This window comes from Pseudomonas sp. LBUM1645 (genome assembly GCF_059716185.1).
In genome coordinates, this window is sequence record NZ_CP166811.1 from 3,770,719 (window position 1) to 3,786,597 (window position 15,879).

Consider the following 15,879-nt stretch of genomic DNA (forward strand, 5'->3'; position numbering starts at 1 on the left):
GGAGCAGCGCCTGCCAGCAGGGGCGAACTCAACTCGCCCAGTTCTGCAGCCAATATGCATAAGGGGTTGGCAGCACCCCCGAAGGGTTCTGAATGTTCAGGGCTCGTGCCGCCTGAAACGGCCAATGCGGATTCGCCAGTAAACTACGAGCGAAACACACCAGGTCGAGTTGCCCATTACGCACGAAATCATCCGCTCGCCTGGCATCGGTGATCATCCAACTGGTGCCCACCGGCAGGCCTGTTTCAGCGCGAACCTTCTCGGCATAAGGCACCATGAAGTTCGCTGTCCAAGGCACGGGTTCACCTGCGGTAGAGAGCGCCAAGGAGACGTCGACAAAGTCGACCCCTACCCCTTTAAGCCAATCCAGCACCTGAATCGACTCGTACAAAGACCGCTCAGCCTCCTGACCAAACTCCACCACGCCCAGGCGCACGGCCAGAGGTAAATGAGCCGGCCAGACTCGCTTGACCGCGGCCACAGTTTCAATCAGGAACCGTGCCCGGTTCTCCAGGTCTCCCCCGTAGCGGTCAGTGCGAAGGTTAGCGTGCCGAGACAAAAAGCTCTGACCGAGAAAGCCGTGCGCGAAATGCAGCTCCAGCCATTCAAACCCCGCCTCCAACGCCCGGACTGCAGCCCTGGCGAAATCGTGTTGCGTGCGCTGAATGTCTTCGTGTGTCATCTCCCCGGGGATATGCGGGGTACCGGGTATAAAGGGCAATGCGCTAGGTGCGATCGGCTGCCAGGCCTGAGGATCGGATTCCGGCAGCGGCGCCCCGCCTTGCCAAGGCGCTGTGCAACCGGCTTTACGTCCAGCATGCCCCAGCTGAATACCTGCCACTGCCCCAGCCGCCTTGATGACATGGCAAAAACAGGTATTTGTGAATCACTCCAGAGCCCGGCATCACCCAAGGTTATCCGCCCCCTCGGTGAGACGGCCGTGGCCTCGACCACCACCAGACCAACTCCACCCTTGGCCAGGGTTTCATAGTGGGTCTGGTGCCATTCATTCAACAGCCCGTCACGTGCCTGGTACTGACACATCGGCGAAGCAACGATACGGTTGCGCAGAGTGACGTCTTTCAGGGTATAGGGCGTGAAAAGAGAGGTCATCGTGCGGTCCTACCTCGTTGATCAGGATGGCCACAGTATGATGCGGTCCCGGCATCGGCCGATTGCCTGATTAGCGCAGTTGTTTGCACGATTCAACGGAGTTTTATAACGTCGACTTGCCATACCCATATATTACAAACTATTTCAAACCGTCTTAATGCCTAATCCAATGATGCCGCTCTACAATCGATGAAAGATGTAGTCGACGTGCGGCCGATCATCCAGAGCAACACCCGCCGCCTGCAGTTGCTGCTGTAACTCAGGGGTATCGACTCGTATCTTCCAGTCTTGGCTTGTCGGTGCCCTCATCCCGATGTCGTAATGATGAATGGCCTCAAGTAGATACGTTCGATCAGGTAAATACACCGCAAGGGCATTGCTCTTCCAGGCGGCAACGCTTAGCCCCATGGCTTCACACACGACAATCTTGGCCTGTGCATCGTCCCTGTCGGCCTGACGGGAGCGTTCGACTTGATCGGCCAGTACCGGGTCGACGATCCGGTCGGAGAACAAGACCTCGCCCTGCTCCCAGACCTCTGCCGGGCAGGCCTTGTTTTCCGGGTTCAGGGCAATAAACGGATTGATTTCCATCGGATAGATGCGGCAAACCAGCGGCCGCTCTTCATAGATACCGCAGCGATTGTCTTCGCCCAGGCTTGGGCATTGCTGCAGCGCATTACCTGCGAGCACCGCGACCACCCGAATCCGTGCATCACCGCTCGCGACCTCCACCGCCCGTTGCGCGCTGTGGGCATACTGCCGAGGATCCGACTGCCAGGTCGATTCATCGAATGCCTCCAATATCACCGCCACCTCATGCCCGCGTTGCAGCCACTGCCTCGTCTCGTTCAATGTCAGTGGGATCAGACGCCCTTTGCAACAAACCCCGCAGCCATTGCAGGCAAACCGGATTGCGTTGTTTTCCATATCGAGCACTCACAGCAGTTTTCGAATGCCCATGGAGTGCTTGCCACGCCGTTAGCTGCGTGCCAGGTCTCGATGGCTCACGCGGAGTATGTGAAGCCCCGTGTGGATCGGGTTGCCGGATCCGGGTACTTGCTTACCTGATTCAAGCAGATTGCTGAGCGACCAACGCCCAGCACAGGTGCCAGGCGCTGGAAGTGTGCCAGACATCCGCCAGGTGATTGCCGGTGCGTGGCGTCGGATTACTGCGGTGCAGGCACATAGCCTTCGGTAATCACAACGGAGCCTTCGGTAGCGGCTATTCGAAGTTTTTTAGCTACGGTGTATTCGGGCGAGTTGTAGAACCGCTGTGCGTCGGCAAGGCTTGGAAACTCGGCAATGGCCATGACCGACTTGGGCTTTCCTTCAATAGCTGTGGCATTGAGATTGAAAACAATCACCTTGCCACCGTACTTCGGTGCCAGCGGCCCTGCGGCTTCCATGTAGCATTGGAAGGTTGCCTGATCGTTGATCTGGTAGTTGGCGATCATGTAGCCGTGCGGCGTTGAATCCTGCGCCAGACAGATACCGGCAAACGCGAACGTGATTGCAGCGACAGCAGCTGTGACCAATCTTTTCATCGTATGAACTCCCATGAATTTGAATAACAGACAGAACGAAACCCCAGATGAGCCGGATCGGTCATCGATGGGCCATCATGGTTTTCAAAATATGTGAGGGTGTGCCTGGAGGGAGTTGCCGGTTCTGCTGCTTCTACTGCCTGATCCAGTGAATTGACGCTCAAGGTTAAAACAGGTGACCGTTTACGGATGCATGGACACCTGAGGCCGCCGTCCTGCATGGGCCACGGGTGCCAATTACCCATGGCGACCATGCACTGAGTCCGACCGTGGACCTATAGCGGTACCGCACCGATCTGCTGAAGTAGACCCAGCAGGTCAGGCTGACCATGCTCTTCAACTATTTGACCATCGGCGAACCGATAGAAATTTACCGCCTTGACCTCGATTGTCTTTCCGGAGGGTGGAACACCCAGGAAGCTTCCATGATGCGTACCGCGCATCGTGAAACGCGCGGCCACCCTGTCGCCCTCAATAATCAGTTCCTCAAGCGTCCACTGAATATCTGGAAAGCCTGCGCGCATCATCGCAATGATCTCCTGATAGCCGTCCGGCCCCTGCAAAGGCTCAGAACGGCCCGGGACGAAAAATATCGCCTGCGGAGAGATCAGCTCCCCGGCCAACTCATCGCTCGCGGTGTTTATGAAATCAGTGAAGCGCTTCATCAGAAGCTTTTTTGATCCCGTTTCCATGATGGTTTCTCTTTCTATGTGAGTCGCTTGTAAAACAACGCCTCGACCTCGTTAGAGGGGCTGCTCATTGAGATCCCCCTCGCTGAAGAACCCTTAAACCTGGTCAGTGGGCATGATCCACAGTTCGCTGATGGCGGCATGGCGTGGCCGGGTGACCATGTAAACCACGCCATCGGCGATGTCCTCGGCCTGCAGCACCTCGGTGCTCTCGTAGAAAGCATCGATGCTGTCGCGCATCGTTCCGCTGTTATGCGAGCCCAACTCCGTGTCGACACCGCCAGGCTCCAGCACACCCACGCGGACATGCTTCTTGGTGATTTCCTGACGCAGGGATTCGGTGAATCCGTTCACGCCAAATTTGGTCATGTTGTAGACGCCATAGTTGGCCCAGGCTACACGGCCAGCGATCGATGAGATGTTGACGATATCGGCGACCCGGCGAGGCCCGTCTTCGGCTGCAGCCAGCAAGTGCGGCAAAGCCGCATTGGTCATGTACAACAGGCCTTTCTGGTTGATCGCAATCATCCGCTCCCATTCCTCGGGATCGGCGCCGACGATAGGGCCAAGCAGCATCAGCCCTGCGTTGTTGACCAGAATGTCCAGCCGCCCGAACCGTTCGACGACCGCTTGAACAGCCGCCTCGGATTGGGCGCGGTCGGTAATATCGGCAAGCACCGCGAGGGCGCTGCCGCCCGCCTCCTGGATTTGCGCCGCGAGAGCATCCAATCGGTCCTGGCGGCGAGCAATCAGGGCGACGCTGGCGCCCCGTGCAGCGAGCCCCAGCGCCGTGGCGCGGCCAATTCCGCTACTGGCTCCGGTGACAATGGCGACGGCGCCCGAGAGTGTTGATGTCATGAATGTGTCCTTTGCGAACCAAGGAGAAAACTGAGCGTCAGGCGTCATCGTGTGCAAGAGAGGACGACAGCTGACGGTAGGCGTCGGCCTGTGCCAGTAGCGCATTGGCCTTGGCCTCGAAGGTCTGCACCGCATCGGAGCCCGCGGCGAAACGAACCGGCGGCTCGTCGAGCCCTGCCAGCTGCACAATCGCATCGGCGAGCTTGGCAGGGTCACCGCCCTGTTTGCCGTCCATGCCATTCCAGACCGTGACGGTCTCTCGCGTCCGCTGGGCATAGTCGTCGATGGAGGGTAGCGCGTAGGTGGTGGAATCGACCGTCAGCAGTTCTGTGCGGAAGAAACCGGGCTCGACCAACATCGTGCGAATACCGAAGGGTTCGATCTCTGGCGCGAGCGACTCGATCCATCCTTCGAGGCCAAATTTCGCTGCCGCATAGGCCGTACAGAACATGCCGCCAGCGATGCCCGCCGTAGAGGAAATGGTCAGCAACAGACCAGAGCGGTGCTTACGCATCACCGGCAGTGCTGCACGAGCGACGTTCATCGGACCGAACAGCAGCGTCTCGATCTGGCTGCGAACCTGTTCCGGACTTAGCTCTTCGAAGAAGCCCGCATAGAAGTTACCCGCGTTGTTCACCAGTACATCAATCCGTCCGAACTTGCCGATAGCGGCCTCGACGGCGTCTTGGGCGTCATCGGGACGGGTGACATCAAGCTTGATGGCCAGCAAGTCTTCATGCTCACCGATTGCCGCCAGCACTTTCCCTGCATCACGGCCGGTGGCAACGACGGCATGACCGGCAGCGAGTGCCGCTTTGGCGATGTCTACACCCAGTCCACGGCCAGCACCGGTGATGAACCAGACTTTTTTCTCAGTCATGTGATTGTTCCTTTTCTAACGAGTGCCTATTGTGTCGAGGATCTCCTTTTGGTTGCTGCATCAATCGGCGTATTCATTGCCTAAAATGACGAATATTGCGCCAGCTCAACCCTCTTCGCTCTGACCTCTCGCAACAGCTCTTCACGGCGCGTGAAGGGGTTCAGGCGATAAGCTTTCATGGCACCGTTCACTCCGCCTCATCGACAACGCGCATCTGCATTTCATTCATTCGACCGCCGTGCACCTTGAGCCTGGATAGCGCCGTTTGGATCTCACTCAGGTCTGCGGACGTCAATTGAACGCTGACGGATGCCAGGTTCTCTTCCAGGTGATCCAGTCTGCGCGTACCTGGAATCGGAACAATCCAGGGCTTCTGGGCCAGCAGCCATGCCAGCGAGATCTGCGCGGGAGTGGCGCCCTTGCGTTTCGCAAACGCCTTGAGGAAATCAATGATAGGGGTGTTGGCTGTCAGGTTCTCAGGGCTGAAACGGTCGAATCCAGCTCGCAGGTCCGTCTTCGGATCGAGCCGGGTTCGACCATTCAGGGTGCCAGGCAAATAGCCCATTCCTAGCGGCCCCCATGGCACGAAACCGATCCCGAGCTGCTCGCACGCTGCAAGCACGCCGTTTCGTTCCACGTCTCGTTCCATTAGCGAGTACTCGGTTTGAACAGCCGTCACCGGCTGGACTGCGTGCGCCCGACGAATCGTGCTGGCGCTCGCTTCGGATAGGCCGAAATGCAACACCTTGCCCTCCTTGATCAGATCCCGGATCACACCCGCGACCTCTTCGATCGGGACTGACGGGTCGACTCGGTGCTGGTAGTAGAGATCAATGTGATCCGTGCGCAGGCGTTTGAGCGAACCTTCAATCACTGCCCTGATATGTTCAGGACGGCTATTGAGACCGCCAGCTTCGATATCGAAACCAAACTTGGTGGCGATGACCACTTGATCACGAAAAGGGGCAAGCGCCTCGCCGACCAGATCTTCGTTGGTATACGGGCCATAGACTTCAGCCGTATCAAAGAAGGTGACACCCTTTTCATGGGCGCTGCGAATCAGCTTGATGCCTTCAGCTCTGTCTGCCGGCGGGCCATAATTGGCGCTGATGCTCATGCATCCCGAGCCCAACTCAGAGACAACCAGGTTGCCAAGTTTGCGCTGCTGCATGACATGTCCTCCATCAAAGGTGCCATTGATGCTATGGCTGCGGTCCGATGAGGTTGCCCACGACAAGGGACTGACGGCCAATCCAGTGCCAACGATGGCCGAGTTGATCAGCACGTCACGACGACTGAGGGTTCGTAGATCCTGGGAGCTGGATCCATGAATCTTTCTATCCTTTTCCATGGTGGGTCCTATTCGGTAGATCCAATGTTTGAAGTATGCGTCGACCAATAGCTCAAAGAGTTGCCCGATCTACCTCTTTCATTGCCTGATTCAATCACCGCTTCAGGAATTTCAAGCGTCGTGAGTCGCGCGCTTTGAACGCTCAGTTCATTCATCAAATTGGGCAATCATTGAAGCAGATCGCGCAATCGATCCAGGCAGTACGGCGCTACAGTTGGCGAATGCCCGGAACACTGATTCCACTCATTCATGGAGAGCTGTCCCACTATGAGCGCCCTCAACATCAATGGCCGTGACTACACGGTTGACGTAGACCCTGGCACCCCGATCCTCTGGACTTTGCGCGACGCGCTGGGCATGACCGGCACCAAGTTTGGCTGCGGGGCAGCACTTTGCGGCGCTTGTACTGTTCACCTTGATGGACAGGCCATTCGTTCCTGTGTCACGCCTGTCGCGGCCGCCGAGGGCAGGAAGATCACCACCATCGAAGCAGCAACCAATGGCAGTGACCCAGTTGGCACAGCCGTGCACGAGGCATGGGTCAAACATGACGTTGCGCAATGCGGCTATTGCCAGAGTGGCCAGATCATGAGCGCAACGGCTTTCCTCAAGGCTCAACCCAAGGGCAAGCAGCCCACAGCGGCCGAGATCGACTCGGCCATGGCGGGCAACATCTGCCGCTGCGGCACTTACGCTCGTATCCGTGCGGCGGTGGCCGACGCCGCCAAAGCCCTCGCCTGACTGGAGCTTGCCATGTTCAACGACATCTACCCGGACGAGCTCCCCCGCGCGTTGCAACACATGCTCGAACGCAACCAGATCGACGGCCCCACCACGCTCCCCCGCCGCAGTTTCCTGAAAATCCTTGGTGTCGGTGGCCTGGCGTTGGGGGCATTTCCTCACCTGGCCCTGGCGCAACAGCCTGGCGACAACCGCGCAGAAACTCTCAAGCCGCATCAGCAACCCTCGGCATTCGTACAGATAGCGCCGAATGGGGAAGTAACAGTAACCATCAACCGATTGGAGTTCGGTCAGGGCGTGCAGACTGGCCTACCGATGATCCTTGCAGAAGAGCTTGATGCTGATTGGAGCCTCGTGCGCAGTCGCAATGGTACAAGCGACATCGCCTACCAGGATCCACTCTTTGGCATGCACCTTACTGGCGGTTCCAATTCGATCAAGAACAGCTATACCCAGTACCGCGAACTGGGTGCCCGCGCTCGCGCCATGCTGCTCGCCGCGGCGGCCACGCGCTGGAATGTGGATGTGGCCAGCCTAAGCACGCAATCTGGAATGGTGCTCGGCCCCGCGGGCCGCAAAGCGAGCTATGGCGAACTGTCGGAGGCCGCGATGGCGCTGCCCGTGCCCGATACGATCACGCTCAAGGATCCCAAAGACTTCCGAATCATTGGCCATGCCACCACCCGCATCGATGCCAAAGCCAAGAGCAGTGGCCAGCAGGATTTCGGCATCGACATGAAACTGCCGGGGCAGCTAACTGCCGTGGTGGCCCGACCACCGGTATTCGGCGCCAAAATTTCCTCTTTAGATGACAGCGATGCACGCGCCATCACCGGCGTGAAGGCAGTGCTGCGCGTCCCACTTGATGGGGGGGCCGAAGGAGTGACCGTCGTCGCTGACGGTTACTGGCAAGCCAAACAAGGGCGTGATGCACTGAAACTGCAATGGGATACGACGACTGTCGAAAAGGTCGATAGCGACAAGCAGTTGGCCGACTACCGAGAGCTGGCGGGTCGTCCTGGTCCCCGGCTCTTCGAGGCGGACATGGCGCCACTGGAAACAGCACCGCATCGGTTGGAAGCCGAGTTCGTGTTTCCTTATCTGGCTCATGCGCCAATGGAACCGTTGAATTGCACAGTCAAACTGTCAGAAGAACGCTGCGAGTTATGGGTAGGCACCCAGTTTGCCGGGGCCGACAGCGCCGCGGCCGCACGTGTGCTGAACCTCAAGCCCGAGCAAGTTCAAATTAATGTGCAGGCGGCTGGAGGCGGCTTTGGTCGGCGTGGCATAGCCACCAGCGACATTGTGGTGCTGGCATGCGAGGTGGCCAAGGCCGCGCGAATGGCCGGTTTGAATGTACCGGTGCGCACGCTTTGGAGCCGTGAGGACGATATCAAAGGCGGCTACTACCGCCCCATGCACCTGCACCGTGCTCGTATCGGTTTTGACGATACCGGCAAGGTGCTGGCCTGGGACCACGTTGTGGTAGGACAGTCCATCATCAGTGGCACCATGTTCGGGGGGCGGGTGAAAAACGGCATAGACCCCACGGCAACAGAAGGTATGCGCGATCCCTATCCTCTGCCGATGCGTCTGACGGTGCATCACCCAAAACTCAATGTACCGGTGTTGTGGTGGCGTAGTGTGGGCTCCACCCACACAGCCTTTGTGATGGAGACGGTGATCGATGAGATCGCCCGAACAACCAAACAAGATCCAGTGGCTTACAGGATGAAACTTTTTGCCGATCAAAGTCCGCGCCATCGCGCTGCATTGCAACTGGCGGTGGATAAGAGCGAGTACGGCAAACGCGAGCTGCCTGCTGGTCGAGCCTGGGGCGTTGCGGTACATGAGTCGTTCAGTTCGGTAGTGGCTTACGTCGTGGAAGCTTCGGTGCAGAACGGCCGTCCGGTACTGCACCATGTGACCGCCGGCGTCCACTGCAACCTGGTCGTCAACCCGCGCAGCGTTGAGGCCCAAGTACAAGGTGCCGCCCTTATGGGGCTGTCAATGTGCTTGCCGGGCGGCGCCATCACCTTGAAAGACGGCGTCGTACAACAGAGTAATTTTGCAGACTTCAGCGTTCCACGCATCACCGATATGCCGGAATTTTCCATACATGTCGTGCCAAGCGCCGAGCCTCCCACAGGGATGGGTGAACCCGGCCTTCCACCGTTGGCCCCCGCCTTTGCAAACGCGGTCGCACGTCTCACGGGTAAGTCGGTACGTGAGCTGCCCTTCAAGCTGACGTGACAGAGCCGGGGGGAGCAACGAGTCCGGACATACGGACTCGTGGTCCTCTCGGCTAACAAGAATCTAGGTGCGAGCGGGGGCAATATTGGGGGCAACACCAGGCTTTTTGCCTTGAGAGCGCTGACCTAGAGCCAAGTCAAAATGTTTTTCGGGGATCCGGACAGTCTGGCTTGATCCTGATTTTGCATGAGGGCTGCTGGCCCTATCGCGAGCAAGCTCGCTCCCACATTGGAATGCATTACCCTGTGGGAGCGAGCTTGCTCGCGATGGCAGCGACTCGATCCAACGCCTTATCTTTGCATTCCCCGCAACACTGAATTGTCATCAATCTAATTGATAGCCGCCTAACGAAAGGTGCACGCTAGAGAGCTTGCATCGAACTTATATCATTCCGAATGATAGTTACCTTTGCCTCATTCGATTCGTGCGATACATCCTCGCCGAGCATCATCCGTCCATTCTCAATACATTGGCGGATGCATCCATGGAACAATCACTCAAACATTTACGCTTCCCGTTGGCCCTGTTGGCCGTACTGGTGATGAGCGCCTGCGGCAAGACTCCGGACACGGCCGCCACTATGCCCGCAGCCAAGGTCAGCGTGGCCAAGGTGCTGGAACAACCGGTTAATGAGTGGGACGAATTCACCGGGCGCCTCGAAGCGCCGGAAACCGTAGAAATTCGTCCACGGGTCTCTGGTCAGATCGATGAAGTGGCCTTCACTGAAGGCGCGTTGGTCAAGAAAGGCGACCTGTTGTTCCAGATCGATCCGCGTCCATTCCAGGCCGAGGTTCGCCGCCTCGAAGCCCTGGTTGCCCAGTCCCGCGCCAACGCCACCCGCAGCGAAAACGAATCCCAGCGTGGTGAACGTCTGCGCACCAGCAACGCGATCTCCGCCGAGCTGGCCGATTCGCGCACCAGCGCTGCTCAAGAAGCCCGCGCCGCCGTCGGCGCCCTCCAGGCGCAACTGGACCTGGCCAAACTGAACCTGAGCTTCACCCGTGTCACTGCACCGATCAGTGGCCGCGTCAGCCGCGCGGAAATCACCGCCGGCAACCTGGTGACCGCCGATACCACCGCGCTGACCAGTGTGGTTTCCACTGACAAGGTCTACGCCTACTTCGACGCCGACGAGCGTGTGTTCCTCAAATACACCCAGCTCGCTCGCCAGGGCAAACGCGGTGCAACCACGCCGGTTTACCTCGGACTCTCCAACGAAGACGGCAACCCACACCAGGGCGTGATGAACTTCGTCGACAACCAGGTCAACCCGAAAACCGGCACCATCCGCGGTCGTGCCGTGTTCGACAACAGCGACGGCGCCTACACCCCAGGCCTGTATGCCCGTCTGAAACTGGTCGGCAGCGGCACCTATTCCGCCGTGCTGATCAACGACGAAGCGGTCGGTACCGATCTGGGTAAAAAGTTCGTGCTGGTGATGGATGCCGACAACAAGACGGTTTACCGCTCGGTCGAGCTGGGTCCGAAGATCGAAGGTTTGCGCATCGTGCGCAGCGGCCTGAACAAGGACGACACCGTCATCGTCAAGGGTCTGCAACGAGTTCGCCCTGGTTCGCCGGTCACCCCTGAAGTGATCCCGATGGCCAGTGAACAAACCCTCGCGGCACTCGCACAACAACGACAAGCGCTGGAAGCCAGCAACCTGCCCCAAGTCGCACCTGCCAAGGTCGCGCCGGGTTCGGTTGTGAAACTGGCTGCTGCGACACCACGCGGTTAAGGGATCTCTACGATGAATTTTTCCCAATTCTTCATTTCACGGCCGATCTTTGCAGCGGTACTTTCGCTGCTGATCCTGATCGCCGGCGCCATCTCGCTGTTCCAGCTGCCGATCAGTGAATACCCGGAAGTGGTTCCGCCGACCGTTGTGGTCCGCGCCAACTTCCCGGGTGCCAACCCAAAAGTCATCGGTGAAACCGTGGCCGCGCCACTGGAGCAAGCCATCACCGGCGTCGAGAACATGCTGTACATGTCCTCGCAGTCCACCGCTGACGGCAAGATCACCCTGACCATCACCTTTGCGCTGGGCACTGACCTGGACAACGCACAGGTACAGGTGCAGAACCGCGTGACCCGGACCGAGCCGAAGCTTCCCGAGGAAGTGACCCGTATTGGTATCACCGTGGACAAGGCTTCGCCCGACCTGACCATGGTTGTGCACTTGACCTCGCCGGACAAACGCTACGACATGCTCTACCTGTCCAACTACGCCTTACTCAATATCAAGGATGAGCTGGCGCGTCTGGGCGGTGTCGGTGACGTGCAGCTGTTCGGTATGGGCGATTACTCGCTGCGTGTGTGGCTCGATCCGAACAAGACTGCTTCGCGTAACCTGACCGCCACCGACGTCGTGACCGCAATCCGTGAACAAAACCGTCAGGTGGCTGCCGGTGCACTGGGTGCGCCACCCGCGCCGAATGCCACGGCGTTCCAGCTGTCGGTCAACACCCAAGGTCGTCTGGTTTCTGAAGAAGAGTTCGAGAACATCATCATTCGCTCCGGCGAAAACGGTGAAATCACTCGCCTGAAAGACATCGCTCGCATTGAGTTGGGTTCCAGCCAATACGCGTTGCGTTCGTTGCTGAACAACCAGCCGGCGGTAGCGATCCCGATCTTCCAGCGTCCTGGTTCCAACGCGATCGAAATCTCCAACGAAGTACGCGACAAGATGGCGGAGCTGAAAAAGAGCTTTCCGGAAGGCATGGACTTCAGCATCGTCTATGACCCGACGATCTTCGTGCGCGGCTCCATCGAGGCGGTGGTTCACACCCTCTTCGAAGCGCTGATCCTCGTTGTATTGGTGGTGATCCTGTTCCTGCAAACCTGGCGCGCCTCGATCATTCCGTTGGTGGCGGTGCCGGTTTCGCTGATTGGTACGTTTGCCGTGATGCACCTGTTCGGCTTCTCGCTGAACGCCCTGTCACTGTTCGGCCTGGTACTGGCCATCGGTATCGTGGTGGACGACGCCATCGTGGTGGTGGAGAACGTCGAGCGAAACATCGGACTGGGATTGACGCCGGTCGAAGCAACCAAACGGGCAATGCGTGAAGTGACCGGCCCGATCATCGCAACGGCACTGGTGCTGTGTGCGGTGTTTATCCCGGCGGCCTTCATCTCCGGGCTCACCGGGCAGTTCTACAAGCAGTTCGCCCTGACCATTGCGATCTCGACTGTGATCTCGGCGTTCAACTCGCTGACCCTGTCGCCTGCACTGGCCGCAGTGTTGCTCAAAAGCCATGACGCGCCGAAGGACGGTTTCTCCAAGGTCCTCGACAAGATTTTTGGTGGCTGGCTGTTCCGTCCGTTCAACCGCTTCTTCGACAAGGCCAGCCATGGTTATGTCGGCACCGTGGGCCGGGTTATCCGCAGCAGCGGTATCGCCCTGCTGCTGTACGCAGGTCTGATGGTGCTGACCTTCTTCGGTTTCGCCAACACCCCGACCGGTTTCGTCCCCGGCCAGGACAAGCAATACCTGGTGGCCTTCGCGCAACTGCCGGATGCCTCGAGCCTGGACCGTACCGAAGATGTGATCAAACGCATGTCCGACCTCGCCCTGAAACAGCCTGGCGTGGAAAGTGCGGTGGCCTTCCCTGGCCTGTCGATCAACGGTTTCACCAACAGCCCTAACGCCGGCATCGTGTTCGTGACCCTGAAACCGTTCGACGAGCGTAAAGACCCGAGCATGTCCGCCGGTGCGATTGCCGGTGCATTGAACGGCCAGTTCGCCGGAATTCAGGAAGCCTACATGGCGATCTTCCCGCCGCCGCCGGTACAAGGCCTGGGCACCATCGGTGGTTTCCGCCTGCAGATCGAAGACCGGGGCAACCTGGGTTATGACGAGCTGTACAAAGAAACCATGAACATCATCAACAAAAGCCACAACGTCCCGGAACTGGCCGCCCTGTTCACCAGCTACACCGTGAACGTGCCACAGGTCGATGCGGCTATCGACCGGGAAAAAGCCAAGACCCACGGCGTGGCTGTCAGCGACATCTTCGACACCCTGCAGATCTATCTGGGATCGCTGTATGCCAACGACTTCAACCGTTTTGGTCGTACCTATCAGGTCAACGTTCAGGCTGAACAGCAGTTCCGTCTCGAACCGGACCAGATCGGTCAGCTGAAAGTGCGTAACAACAAAGGCGAGATGATCCCGCTGGCGACCTTCATCAAGGTCAGCGACACCTCGGGCCCGGATCGCGTGATGCACTACAACGGCTTCATCACCGCTGAAATCAACGGTGCAGCAGCCCCCGGCTACAGCTCTGGCCAGGCGGAAAAAGCCATCGAGAAACTGCTCAAGGAAGAACTTCCGAACGGCATGACCTACGAATGGACCGACCTGACCTACCAGCAGATTCTGTCCGGTAACACCGCACTGTTCGTCTTCCCGCTCTGCGTACTGCTGGCGTTCCTGGTACTCGCGGCACAGTACGAAAGCTGGAGCCTGCCACTGGCGGTGATCCTGATCGTACCGATGACCTTGCTGTCGGCCATCACCGGTGTGATTGCTTCGGGAGGCGACAACAACATCTTCACCCAGATCGGCTTGATCGTACTGGTGGGGCTTGCCTGTAAGAACGCGATTCTGATCGTCGAGTTCGCCAAGGACAAACAGCAGGACGAAGGCCTCAGCCCGCTCGCCGCGGTACTGGAAGCTTGCCGTCTGCGTCTGCGGCCGATCCTGATGACTTCCTTCGCGTTCATCATGGGTGTTGTTCCTCTGGTGTTCTCCAGCGGTGCCGGTGCCGAAATGCGTCATGCCATGGGTGTGGCGGTGTTCTCCGGGATGCTCGGGGTGACCTTCTTCGGTCTGTTGCTGACGCCAGTGTTCTACGTACTGATTCGTAACTTTGTGGAGCGCGGTGAAAAACGCAAAGCGGCCAAGGCCCTGAAACTGGAGGCGCAACAATGAGCCTGAAAGCCTTCCTGCCGAGCCTTCTGGTACTGGCCCTGAGTGCCTGTGCCGTCGGCCCGGACTACAAGACCCCAGCCACTGAGCCGGCCAACATCACCACCGCCACCGATGGCAGCGCCGGTCAGAAGAACTACGACCGCTCGCGTTTCGAAGGCATCTGGTGGCAGCAGTTCGAAGATCCGACCCTCAACCAGTTGGTGACTCAATCGCTGCAAGGCAACCGTGATTTGCGCGTAGCCTTCGCTCGCTGGAAAGCAGCCCGGGCAATTCGCGATGACGTCAGCAATGACGCCATGCCAACCATCACCAGCCGGGTCAGCAGTGACCTGGCCAAGGGTCAAATCCCGGGCCAGACCACCAAGCGGGTCAGTAGCGAACGCTACGACCTGGGCCTGGACATGGCGTGGGAGATCGACCTGTTTGGCCGTATCCAGCGCAACCTGGAATCTGCCGACGCCGAACAGCAAGCGCTCGAAGCCGATCTGTACCAACTGCAAGTCTCGATGATTGCCGAACTGGTGGATGCCTACGGACAACTGCGCGGTGCGCAGCTGCGGGAAAAGATCGCCCTGGCCAACCTGAACAACCAGCAGGAATCGAGCAAGATCACCGTCAGTCTGCGTGATGCCGGCGTCGGCGATCAGCTCGATGTGGTTCGCGCCGATGCGCGCCTGGCGTCCGTCGAAGCCAGCGTTCCGCAATTGCAGGCCGAACAGGTTCGGCAGAAAAACCGCATCGCTACCCTGTTGGGTGAGCGGCCGGACAAGCTGACCGTCGACCTGAGTCCAAAAGACTTGCCGGCGATCGCCAAGGCCCTGCCGATCGGTGATCCGGGTGAACTGCTGCAACGTCGCCCGGACATTCTCAGCGCTGAGCGCAAACTGGCTTCCGCTACCGCCCGTATCGGCGTGGCCAAGGCTGATTTGTTCCCTCGGGTCAGCCTCAGCGGTTTCCTTGGCTTCACCGCCGGGCGCGGTTCGCAAATCGGTTCCTCGGCGGCCAACGCCTGGGCACTGGGCCCAAGCATTACCTGGGCGGCGTTCGACCTTGGCAGCGTGCGCGCCCGTCTACGTGGCGCCGATGCTGATGCCGAAGGCGCCCTGGCGACCTACGAGCAGCAAGTACTGTTGGCGTTGGAAGAATCGGAAAACGCCTTTAGCGACTACGGCAAACGTCAACAGCGCTTGATCTCACTGATTCGTCAGAGTGAATCCAGCCGCGCCGCGGCTGACCTGGCCGAAATTCGCTACCGCGAAGGCACTGCGGACTTCCTCGTCCTGCTCGACGCCCAGCGTGAGCGCCTGGCAGCTGAAGACACTCAGGCCCAGGCCGAAGTCGATCTGTATCGCGGCATTGTCGCGATTTACAAAGCGCTGGGCGGTGGCTGGCAACCAGAGACGGTCGCCAGCAAGTAATGTTTTAACAAGCTCCTTTGGTTGGCCGCAACCAACCAATTCCTTTGCCCCGCGCCTCATTCGGTCGCGGGGCTTTTTTTTGCCTGAGGAAAACACCTT

11 protein-coding genes and 1 pseudogene are annotated in these 15,879 nt (G+C 58.8%); 5 read left to right on the forward strand and 7 right to left on the reverse strand.

Translation table 11 applies throughout. The annotated features are described in order from the left end of the window. Window positions 1-28 precede the first annotated feature (28 nt). The 7 genes and pseudogenes from ACA079_RS16815 to ACA079_RS16845 all read right to left on the reverse strand — a co-directional run bounded on the left by ACA079_RS16815 (window position 29) and on the right by ACA079_RS16845 (window position 6,255). A pseudogene (locus tag ACA079_RS16815) lies at window positions 29-1,113 on the reverse strand (NADH:flavin oxidoreductase/NADH oxidase). Between the two features lie 180 nt (window positions 1,114-1,293). Beyond that, window positions 1,294-2,040 carry a YkgJ family cysteine cluster protein gene (locus tag ACA079_RS16820; protein ID WP_497700139.1) on the reverse strand — a complete coding sequence of 249 codons (747 nt, stop codon included), beginning with the start codon at window positions 2,038-2,040 and terminating at the stop codon, window positions 1,294-1,296. A gap of 239 nt (window positions 2,041-2,279) precedes the next feature. Next, window positions 2,280-2,657, reverse strand: coding sequence for a DUF1330 domain-containing protein (locus ACA079_RS16825; RefSeq protein ID WP_497700140.1), 378 nt, complete (start codon window positions 2,655-2,657; stop codon window positions 2,280-2,282). Window positions 2,658-2,932: 275 nt separating this feature from the next. After that, a complete protein-coding gene (locus tag ACA079_RS16830; protein ID WP_497700141.1) occupies window positions 2,933-3,349 on the reverse strand; it encodes an ester cyclase in 417 nt (138 codons plus the stop codon). Window positions 3,350-3,442: 93 nt separating this feature from the next. Further along, window positions 3,443-4,204 carry an SDR family NAD(P)-dependent oxidoreductase gene (locus ACA079_RS16835; protein WP_497700142.1) on the reverse strand — a complete coding sequence of 254 codons (762 nt, stop codon included), beginning with the start codon at window positions 4,202-4,204 and terminating at the stop codon, window positions 3,443-3,445. 37 nt (window positions 4,205-4,241) lie between these two features. Beyond that, window positions 4,242-5,084 (reverse strand): SDR family oxidoreductase, encoded by an 843-nt coding sequence (locus ACA079_RS16840; RefSeq protein WP_497700143.1) that lies wholly within the window; start codon window positions 5,082-5,084, stop codon window positions 4,242-4,244. A gap of 187 nt (window positions 5,085-5,271) precedes the next feature. Continuing rightward, a complete protein-coding gene (locus tag ACA079_RS16845; protein ID WP_497704335.1) occupies window positions 5,272-6,255 on the reverse strand; it encodes an aldo/keto reductase in 984 nt (327 codons plus the stop codon). A 447-nt stretch (window positions 6,256-6,702) separates the two neighbouring features. Here ACA079_RS16845 and ACA079_RS16850 point away from each other — a divergent pair, with 447 nt between their 5' ends. The 5 genes from ACA079_RS16850 (at window position 6,703) to ACA079_RS16870 (ending at window position 15,780) form a co-directional block, all read left to right on the forward strand. Beyond that, a complete protein-coding gene (locus ACA079_RS16850; RefSeq protein ID WP_150753628.1) occupies window positions 6,703-7,176 on the forward strand; it encodes a (2Fe-2S)-binding protein in 474 nt (157 codons plus the stop codon). A 12-nt stretch (window positions 7,177-7,188) separates the two neighbouring features. Continuing rightward, window positions 7,189-9,429, forward strand: a complete 2,241-nt coding sequence (locus ACA079_RS16855; protein ID WP_497700144.1) for a xanthine dehydrogenase family protein molybdopterin-binding subunit — start codon at window positions 7,189-7,191, stop codon at window positions 9,427-9,429. Window positions 9,430-9,913: 484 nt separating this feature from the next. Next, window positions 9,914-11,167: a multidrug efflux RND transporter periplasmic adaptor subunit MexE gene (gene mexE / locus ACA079_RS16860; RefSeq protein ID WP_008156373.1), complete on the forward strand. Its 1,254-nt coding sequence runs from the start codon at window positions 9,914-9,916 to the stop codon at window positions 11,165-11,167. 12 nt (window positions 11,168-11,179) lie between these two features. Next, window positions 11,180-14,362 (forward strand): efflux RND transporter permease subunit, encoded by a 3,183-nt coding sequence (locus tag ACA079_RS16865; protein ID WP_497700145.1) that lies wholly within the window; start codon window positions 11,180-11,182, stop codon window positions 14,360-14,362. Continuing rightward, a complete protein-coding gene (locus tag ACA079_RS16870; protein ID WP_497700146.1) occupies window positions 14,359-15,780 on the forward strand; it encodes an efflux transporter outer membrane subunit in 1,422 nt (473 codons plus the stop codon). The genes ACA079_RS16865 and ACA079_RS16870 overlap by 4 nt, the downstream gene beginning before the upstream one ends. Window positions 15,781-15,879: the final 99 nt, after the last annotated feature.